Origin of the sequence: Arthrobacter agilis, assembly GCF_002953615.1 — a bacterium.
GTDB lineage: Bacteria > Actinomycetota > Actinomycetes > Actinomycetales > Micrococcaceae > Arthrobacter_D > Arthrobacter_D agilis_B.
Map to the genome: position 1 here is coordinate 2,289,389 of NZ_CP024915.1, position 8,990 is coordinate 2,298,378.

7 protein-coding genes are annotated in these 8,990 nt (G+C 70.9%); 3 read left to right on the top strand and 4 right to left on the bottom strand.

What is annotated here, in order from left to right:
• Together CVO76_RS11170 and CVO76_RS11175 are read left to right on the top strand one after the other, a co-directional pair.
• The coding region (locus tag CVO76_RS11170) for an MFS transporter (RefSeq protein ID WP_208739294.1) at window positions 1-680 on the top strand (680 nt) is incomplete at its 5' end.
• Window positions 681-890: 210 nt separating this feature from the next.
• On the top strand, window positions 891-2,537 hold the full coding sequence (locus CVO76_RS11175; RefSeq protein WP_208739295.1) for a thiamine pyrophosphate-binding protein: 1,647 nt from the start codon (window positions 891-893) through the stop codon (window positions 2,535-2,537).
• A 19-nt stretch (window positions 2,538-2,556) separates the two neighbouring features.
• Here CVO76_RS11175 and CVO76_RS11180 read toward each other — a convergent pair whose 3' ends face one another.
• From CVO76_RS11180 to CVO76_RS11195, 4 genes are all read right to left on the bottom strand, one after another.
• Entirely contained in the window at window positions 2,557-3,267 is a 711-nt protein-coding gene (locus tag CVO76_RS11180; protein ID WP_208739296.1) for an alpha/beta fold hydrolase, read from the bottom strand.
• Window positions 3,268-3,372: 105 nt separating this feature from the next.
• Window positions 3,373-4,701, bottom strand: coding sequence for a phenylacetate--CoA ligase PaaK (gene paaK, locus CVO76_RS11185; RefSeq protein ID WP_208739297.1), 1,329 nt, complete (start codon window positions 4,699-4,701; stop codon window positions 3,373-3,375).
• Between the two features lie 37 nt (window positions 4,702-4,738).
• Window positions 4,739-5,467, bottom strand: coding sequence for an IclR family transcriptional regulator (locus CVO76_RS11190; RefSeq protein WP_208739298.1), 729 nt, complete (start codon window positions 5,465-5,467; stop codon window positions 4,739-4,741).
• 1 nt (window position 5,468) lies between these two features.
• On the bottom strand, window positions 5,469-7,385 hold the full coding sequence (locus CVO76_RS11195; protein ID WP_208739299.1) for an FAD-binding monooxygenase: 1,917 nt from the start codon (window positions 7,383-7,385) through the stop codon (window positions 5,469-5,471).
• 179 nt (window positions 7,386-7,564) lie between these two features.
• On the opposite strand from CVO76_RS11195, the gene CVO76_RS11200 reads away from it, so the two are divergent.
• On the top strand, window positions 7,565-8,990 hold a 1,426-nt coding region (locus CVO76_RS11200), incomplete at its 3' end, for a fumarylacetoacetate hydrolase family protein (RefSeq protein ID WP_208739300.1).

Consider the following 8,990-nt stretch of genomic DNA (forward strand, 5'->3'; position numbering starts at 1 on the left):
TGTTCAAGCGGATGATCGAGCGCAAGCGTGACACCGCCACTCCCCTGCGGAGCCTGCTGAGGACCAACAAGAAGCAGGTCGTCCTCGCCGCGGTCATCTTCATCGGCAACAACGCCGCCGGCTACCTCGTCATCGCCTTCCTCTCCTCGTACGCCCAGAAGAGCCTCGGGATGCCGGCCGCGCCCGTGCTCCTGGCGACGCTGCTCGCCTCCTTCGGCTGGCTCATCTTCACCCTCTACGGCGGCATCCTCTCGGACCGGATCGGACGCGTCCGCACGTTCCAGATCGGGTATGCACTCATCTTCGTCTGGATGATCCCGATGTTCATGATGATCGACACCCGCAACATCTGGGCCTACGGCATCGCCATCTTCATCCTGACCATCGGGCTCGGGCTGTCCTACGGCCCCATGTCCGCGATGTACGCCGAGATGTTCCCCGCGAACGTCCGCTACTCCGGCATCGGCATCGGCTACGCACTCGGCGCCATCCTCGGCGGGGCCTTCGCGCCACTCATCGCCCAGGCACTGCTCGGGAGCACGGGCTGGTCCGGGTCGATCGGCATCTACATCATGGTGCTCTGCGTGATCTCGTTCATCGGGGCGAGCATGGTGAGGGAGACGAAGGGTGCACCGCTCGAGGCGGAGACGGAGGATGCGGACGCCCGCGTCACCCCGTAGCCGATCCACGGGTACGCGGAAGGACGGGTGGGTGCCACCCGTCCTTCCGCTATAGTGGCGAGCGTCGGGCGCCACGGGCGCCGTGCCTGAAAAAGAGGCAATAAGGGCGCCGTCGCCCGAGGCACATACGGAACTCACCCACCAAGTCCTCCGGGTTGACCGTGTGCCTGCACCATCGCCGCTCGGGGACTTCGCCCTGAAGGATTCCCGATGGCCACCGTCTCCGCGAGCATCGTCTCCGCCCTCCTGCCCGTCACCTCCGAGGTCTTCGGCGTCATGGGCAATGGCAACGCCCATTTCCTCGATGCCGTCCTGGCCGCACCGGCCCTGCACTACACCGCCGTCCGGCACGAGGCCGGCGCCGTCGCCGCAGCCGATGCCTACTTCCGTGCCAGTGGGCGGCTCGCCGTCGCGACCACCACCTACGGTGCCGGATTCACCAACGCCCTGACCCCTCTCGCCGAGGCGGTCCAGGCCGGCATCCCGCTGGTGCTCGTGGTCGGGGATGCGCCCACGGCAGGGATGCGCCCGTGGGACGTCGACCAGTCCCAGGTGGCCAAGGGCCTCGGCGCCACCACGTTCACCGTCTCGGCAGGTCGTCCCCGGGCCGTCGCGGCGGCCGCCGTCGACCATGCCCTGCGTCACCGGGAGGCCGTGGTCCTCGCGATCCCCTACGATCTCGCGGCCGCCGAGGCCCTGAAGGAGGACGCCGCTCCCGCACCTGCCGCCGCGCCCTACGACCCGCCGACCGGGGAGGATGCCGAACGCGTCGCGGCGATCCTCGCGTCGGCCGAGCGCCCCCTCGTCCTGGCCGGCCGGGGTGCGTGGGTGAGCGGAGCCGGAGAGGCGGTACGTGCCCTCGCCTGGAGCCTCGGTGCACTGACCGCGACCTCCGGTCTCGGCGCCGGATTGTTCGGCGACGACGCGGGTGCGCTGGGTATCGCCGGTGGCTGGGCGTCGGAGCGCACCGCGCACCTCATCGAACAGGCCGACGTCGTGCTGGTGCTCGGCGCGCACCTCAACCAGTTCACGACGCGCTTCGGGCATTCCTTCGGCCCGACCGCCCGGGTCGTCCAGGTGGATGTCGCCGCGGGCCCCACCTCACCGGCCGTCACCGATTTCGTCCGGGGTGACGCGAGGCTCACCGCCGAGGCGCTCCTGGCCGCCGTCGAACCCCGGGACGGAGCCCACCGCTGGAGCACCATCGCAGCCGATGCCGCACTGCGCGCCCACGACGCGCGCGACGACGGTGCACCGACGGCCCCCGACGGCCGCCTCGACCCCCGGAGCCTGTGCCGCGTGCTGGACCGGATGCTGCCGGCCGACCGCACGATCGTGCAGGACGGCGGCCACTTCATCGGCTGGGCGCCGGGCTACCTGCACGTTCCCGCGCCGAACCGCCTGATCATGGTGGGCACCGCGTACCAGACCATCGGCCTCGGCTTCCCCAGCGCGGTCGGGGCGGCCCGGGCCCTGCCGGACTCCACGATCGTCCTGTGCACGGGCGACGGCGGTGCCCTCATGGCGCTCGCGGACCTCGACTCGTTCATCCGCACCGCTCGACGCGCGGTCATCGTGGTCTTCAACGACGCCGCCTACGGAGCCGAGATCCACCAGTATGCCGTCCGCGGCATCGACTCCCGGCCGATGATGATCGAGGAGGTCGACTTCGCCGCCGTCGCCGCCGCCTTCGGGGCCCGGTCCGCCACCATCGCCTCCCTCGGCGACCTCACCGCCGTCGAGGACTGGCTCGCCTCCGACGACGACGGCGTCCTCCTGCTCGACTGCAAGATCTCGCAGCAGGTCGTGGCGCCGTACATGCAGGAGATCGTCGCCGTCGCCACCGGAAGCCGCTGAGGCCGACCGGTGGTGCACCTCATCCGGTGGGCGCCGGGGCGATCCGGCGGGCGAAGCCGTCGAGCGCCGATGCGACAGCCCGGGGATTGCCGAGGGCCGCGTAGTGCCCGCCGGGGATCTCCACCGGTTCGATCCCGAGGCGCTCGCGCACCTGCCGTCGCATGAAGGGGGCGGGGAAGAGATGGTCGTCCTGGCACAGGATCGCCATCGTGGGGACCTCGGGGTGCCGGCCCGGCCACGGCAGCGACAGCCAGGCGCCCTGCTGGTCACGCTCCCGGGCCCGTGCCTCGCGGGCGAACTCGTCCGGCACGCCGTTGTAGTACAGCACCTCGGGGTCGTTGGCGATCTCCTCGGAATCGTGCCCGGTCTTCGTCCACCAGTCGGCGAACGACTCACCCGGCAGCGGGATCATCGCGGCGAGGTACACGAGGCCGGCGGCGCCCAGTACGTCACACACCAACGGTGCGGTGAATCCGCCCAGGGAATGCCCGACGACGACGGCGGCGCGGCTCCCGCCGGCAGCGGAGCCGACGGCGTCGCGGCTCCCGCCGGCAGCGGAGCCGACAGCGGAGCCGACAGCGGTGGTGTAGTCCCCGAGGGTCGCGCCGGCGTCCTCGGCCGGCAGGTCCACCGCCACCACGTCGTGACCGGACTCCTGCAGCACCCCGCTCACGAGGTGCCAGTCCCAGGCGGTCGAGCCTCCTCCATGGATCAGTACGAACGTCGTCATGGTGTCCACTCCCATCGGTCGGGACGCCCCGGACCGGCGTCGTCACCTGTAGACGTACCGGGCCCCGGAAATCATCGGTCGGGGTCCCGCATGGAACCGGTGGGATCAGCGGGGCCGGAGATCGTAGATCCGCCTGAGCTTCCCGCTGGACCGCACGAGGGACCCCTGCTCGACGACGGCGACCGCGCACGTGGAGCCGATGTGCGTCTTGATCCGGTGCCGCAGCTCCTCCGCCGCCGCGGTGGCGTCGGCAGCACTGACGCCCTCACGTGGTTCCACCTTGACGGTCAGCTGGTCCATCCGCTGGCCCTCGGGACGCGTGAGCTCGAGCTGGAAGTGCGGGCTCAGGGCCGGGATGGCCAGGGCCAGTTCTTCGACCTGCGTGGGGAAGAGGTTCACGCCACGCACGATCACCATGTCGTCACTCCGACCCGTGATGCGCTCCATCCGGCGCATCCCCGGTCGTGCGGTGCCGGGCAGCAGGCGGGTGAGGTCGTGGGTGCGGTAGCGGATGATCGGCAGCGCCTCCTTCGTCAGGGAGGTGAAGACGAGCTCGCCCGCCGAACCGTCGTCGAGCACCTTCTCCGTGAACGGATCGATGATCTCGGGGCGGAAGTGGTCCTCCCACACGTGCGAGCCGTCCTTGGACTCCACGCATTCACCGGCCACGCCGGGGCCCATGACCTCGGACAGGCCGTAGATGTCACAGGCGTCGAAACCCATGCGTCCCTCGAGTTCCTGGCGCATGCCCTCCGTCCACGGCTCGGCCCCGAGCACCGCGGTCTTCAGCGACGTCGTGCGCGGGTCGATGCCCGCGGTGGCCATCGTGTCGAGGATCGTCAGGAGGTAGGTGGGCGTGGCGAGGATCGCGTCCGGTTCGAAGTCCCGGATGAGTTGCACCTGCCGCTCGGTCTGCCCGCCGGAGATGGGGATGACGGTGCAGCCGAGCCGCTCGGCTCCTGCGTGGGCGCCCAGCCCGCCGGTGAACAGCCCGTAGCCGTAGGCGTTGTGGACCTTCCAGCCTGCCTTCACACCGGAGGCGCGCAGCGAGCGGGCCACCAGCGAGGCCCAGCGGTCCAGGTCCCCGGCGGTGTACCCGACGACCGTCGGCCGGCCGGTCGTGCCCGACGACGCGTGGACGCGCGCGATGCGCTCCTGCGGCACGGCGAACATGCCGAACGGGTACGTGCTGCGCAGGTCCTCCTTGGTGGTGAAGGGGAAGGCCGCGAGGTCCGCCAACTCGCGGAGGTCGTCCGGGTGCACGCCGGCGTCGTCGAACTTCCGCCGGTACAGGGGCACGTTCGCGTACGCGTGGGCGAGGGTGGACTTCAGCCGTTGAAGCTGGACGGTCTCCAGGTGGTCGCGCGACCACGTCTCCTCGACGTCGAGGGTGGCAGGATCCGCTGCGCTCGCGCGGAGTGGGAGGGTGGTCATGGCTGCTCCTTCGCAGATCAGGTCAGGGGGGCGGGCATCAGAGGACGGACTCGACGGCGTTCGCCGCCGCGGCGACGCGGGAACCGATGTCCTCGAGGGGTCGGTCGCCGGCCAGGAAGACGACGGCGAGCGCCGCGGGGAGCTGGCCGCGGACCCGGATGGGGGCCGCGACGCTGCTGACACCCGGGATGACCTCGTCCCGGCTCGTGGCGTACCCGACGGTGGCGGCGGTCCTCGACTCCGCCCGGTACGGTTCGCCCGGCGCCAGGCGCTCCCAGGAGGCCTCGGTGAGCGCCGACTGGATGGCGATGCCGGGCGCCCCCGCGTCGAAGGGGTGGCGTGAGCCGGGGCGCTGGACGAGGGTGCCTTCGCCGTGCGGCGGCTCCACGGCCACGAGGGTGACGCAGTGGCGCCGGTCCCACACGGCGATGAACGCGGTCATCTGCAGCTCGCCCGCGACGGCCGTGAGCTCCGGCAGTGCGGCCGTCTGCAGCCGGGGCGCGACTCCCCGGGCCAGGTTCGCGAGTCCCGGGCCGGCCCGGAACCGTCCACCCGCGTCCCTGACCACCAGGGAGTGTTCCTCGAGCGTCCTCAGGATCCGGTAGGCGATGGAGCGGTGGACGCCGAGTGCCCCGGCGACTTCCGCCGTCGTCCGTCCGTCCGGTGCGTCCGCCAGGAGCTCGAGTGCCCGGATCCCCCGTGACAGCGTCTGGGATGCCGGCGGGGCCGCCGTCGTGGTTCCGTGCTCCGCGTCCGCCGTGCGCATGTCAGGCGAACGCCCGTCCTGCGCGCCGGTCCGAGCGGGCCACCAGCAGCGGGGCGAAGAACTCCGCGAGGCCGGCGGTGCCGGCCAGCGGCAGCACGTGCGCGACGTACTGGTCGGGTCGGACCACGACGACGACGCCGGAGCGGTCGAGCCCCCGCAGGTCGAAGATGTCCGCGTGCGGGTCGGCGGCGTACACCCGTTCGTAGTCGGTGAGTCCGAAGGGTCCCACGGCGGGCTTGAATCCCGACGGTACGCGCCCGATGTCCACGCGGGTGTGGTCCTGCTGGTAGACGACCTTCACGTCGAACCACGCATCCGGATCCGCGCCCGGCGGGGTGGCCGCGAGCGGCGAGTCCGGAGCCGTGCGGATCCAGTCGGCGAATCCCGACACCAGGGAATCGGTGCCCGCTTCCGCGCCGTCGGCGAAGACGTAGATGCGCCAGCGGCCGTCCGCCGTGGCGTGGTGGCCCAGGTGCACGGGGACGCCGTCGCAGACCCGGACGACCGGGGCCGATTTGAAGCGCTTGCCGATCGGGAAGCCGGCAGCGAGGTCCTGGTGTGCGGGCTCCGCGACGAGGATGGACGGCGCGTACTGGGTCATGAAGCCGGCGGGGAACTCCGCGGTCCGCACGTAGAAGTCCTCCAGCTCGGAGGGGTCGGCGAACTCCTCCGGCTTCCTCGCCATGAGGGTGGACCACTGCCTGTCGAACGCGATGAGCTCCTGCGCGACGACCTGCCGCTCCGCGGAGTACGTCGCCAGCAGGTCCTCGGGGCTGCGGCCTTCGAGCACGTGGCCGAGCTTCCACCCGAGGTTGAAGCCGTCCTGCATGGAGACGTTCATGCCCTGGCCCGCCTTGGCGCTGTGCGTGTGGCACGCATCCCCGGTGATGAAGACACGCGGTGTGCGGGTTCCCAGCTCCTCCGGCAGGACGTCGTCGAACCGGTCGGTGAGGCGGTGGCCCACCTCGTAGACGCTGTGCCAGGCGACGTCGCGCACGTCCAGTGTGTAGGGGCTGAGGATCTGGTTGGCCTTCGCGATGATCTGCTCCACCGTCGTGGCGCGGACCGCGCCCTTGTCGGCCGGGTCCACCTCCCCGAGGTCCACGTACATCCGGAACAGATGTCCACCCTCGCGCGGGATCAGGAGGATGCTGCCGCCCGCCCCGGACTGGATGGCGCACTTGCGGCGGATGTCGGGGAAGTCGCTGACGGCAAGGGCGTCCATGACGCCCCATGCATGGTTGGCCTGGTCCCCTGCGAGGGTGCAGCCGATCGCCTGGCGGACCCTGCTGCGGGCGCCGTCGGCCCCCACGACGTACCTGGCCCGGACGGTGCGCGCAGCGCCCTCGTGCTCACCCGCGGTGTGCACGAGCGTGACCCGGACGGGGTACTCGGCGTCGTCGTCGACCTCGAGGTCCGCGAACTCGTAGCCGTAGTCGGGCACCATGCGCGTGGGCGCGTTCTTCATGACCTCGGCGAAGTAGTCGAGGACGCGGGCCTGGTTGACGATGAGGTGGGGGAATTCGCTGATCCCGGCAGGATCGTCCTCGGGGCGTGCCGTACGGACGATGCGCGAGGCGTCCTCGGGGTCCGGCTTCCAGAAGGCCATCTCCACGATCCGGTAGGCCTCCTCCGTGATGCGCTGGGCGAACCCGAAGGCCTGGAACGTCTCGACGCTGCGGGCCTGGATGCCGTCGGCCTGCCCGATCGCCAACCGCTCCGGCCGGCGCTCCACGATCCGCGTGGAGATGCCGGGGAACTGGGAGAGCTGGGCGGCGGTGATCATGCCTGCCGGGCCGGTGCCGATGATGAGGACGTCGACCTCGTCGGGGAGTTCCTCCGGCCGGTCGAGCCCGGTGCCGGCGGCAGGCTGGACGCGGGGATCACCCGACACGTAACCGTGGTGGTGGAATTGCACGGGCTGTCCTCACTTCGTCGTGATGGTTGCCAAGCGGCCGGTTCGATAATCGAACGGGCGGTTCTTCTTTCGTGAAGCGATGCTAGCCCCCGATGGCGGGCCCAACAACTCCCCTTGACGCTTCCGCCACGTCCTGCCTAATCTTCGTATACGATTTCGTACTCGATGAGGAGCCACGGGTGGAACTGGTAGACGACGGCGTCCTGGCCGCAGCCCGCAAGGTCATCGCCGTGCACATCAACTACCCCAGCAGGGCGGCGCAGCGCGGTCGTACACCCGACCAGCCGTCGTACTTCCTCAAGCCGTCCTCCTCGCTCTCGCTGTCCGGTGCAGCGGTGGAACGCCCCGCCGGGTGCGAACTCCTCGGTTTCGAGGGCGAGATCGCCCTGGTCATCGGCCGTCCCGCCCGCCGCGTATCCCTCGAGCAGGCCTGGGACCATGTGGCCTGGGTGACGGCGAGCAACGACCTCGGGGTCTACGACCTCCGCTACGCGGACAAGGGCTCGAACCTCCGGTCCAAGGGCGGTGACGGCTTCACACCCGTGGGTCCGGGCCTGATCCCGGCCGGCGATCTCGACCCTGCCGCCCTGCGCATCCGCACCTGGCACAACGGGGAGCTCGTGCAGGACGACACCACCGCGGACCTCCTCTTCCCCTTCGCTCGCCTCGTCGCCGACCTGTCGCAGCTCCTGACCCTCGAGACCGGGGACATCATCCTCACCGGCACACCGGCCGGCGCCTCGGTCGCACAGCCGGGCGACACGCTCGAGGTCGAGGTCTCGGCGTCCGGCGGCACCCTCTCGACCGGCCGGCTGGCCACCCGCGTGGAGGAGGGCACGACGCCGCTCGCAGGCTTCGGCGCCGGCGCCAGGGCCGACGACGTCCAGCGGGAGGAGGCCTACGGCTCCCGGCAGGCCGCCGGCCTCCCGGAACCGGCGTCGGTCCTGAGCGCCGGACTCCGCGCCAAGCTCGGGAGCGTGGCCACCGCCACCCTGTCCTCGCAGCTGCGCAAGCGCGGGCTGAACAACGTGAGCATCGACGGCCTGCAGTCGACCCGGCCGGACCGCCGCGTCGTCGGTCTCGCCCGCACGCTGCGCTACGTCCCGAACCGCGAGGATCTCTTCGCGGCGCACGGCGGTGGGTTCAACGCCCAGAAACGTGCCATCGACTCCGTCAACGAGGGCGAGATCCTCGTCATGGAGGCACGCGGCGAGACCGGCACGGGAACCATCGGCGACATCCTCGCCCTGCGGGCACAGGTCCGTGGAGCCGCAGCAATCATCACCGACGGCGGTGTCCGCGACTTCTCCACCGTCGCCGGCATGGACATCCCGACGTACTACGCCAATCCGCATCCCGCCGTCCTCGGGCGCCGGCACATCCCGTGGGACACCGACATCACCATCGCCTGCGGCGGCACGACCGTGCAGCCCGGCGACATCATCGTCGCCGATGCGGACGGCATCCTCGTGATCCCTCCCGCGCTCGCCGAGGACCTGGCGGACGACTCCCTGCAGCAGGAGCGCGAGGAGGCCTTCATCGCGGAGATGGTCCGGCAGGGTCACGGCGTGGACGGCCTCTATCCGATGAACACCCAGTGGCGGG

Excerpts from the sequence above, each read along its gene's own strand:
- CVO76_RS11190 (WP_208739298.1), bottom strand. The coding sequence starts at position 5,467 with ATGCGCACGGCGGACGCGGAGCACGGAACCACGACGGCGGCCCCGCCG.
- paaK (WP_208739297.1), bottom strand. The coding sequence starts at position 4,701 with ATGACCACCCTCCCACTCCGCGCGAGCGCAGCGGATCCTGCCACCCTC.
- CVO76_RS11175 (WP_208739295.1), top strand. The coding sequence starts at position 891 with ATGGCCACCGTCTCCGCGAGCATCGTCTCCGCCCTCCTGCCCGTCACC.
- CVO76_RS11180 (WP_208739296.1), bottom strand. The coding sequence starts at position 3,267 with ATGACGACGTTCGTACTGATCCATGGAGGAGGCTCGACCGCCTGGGAC.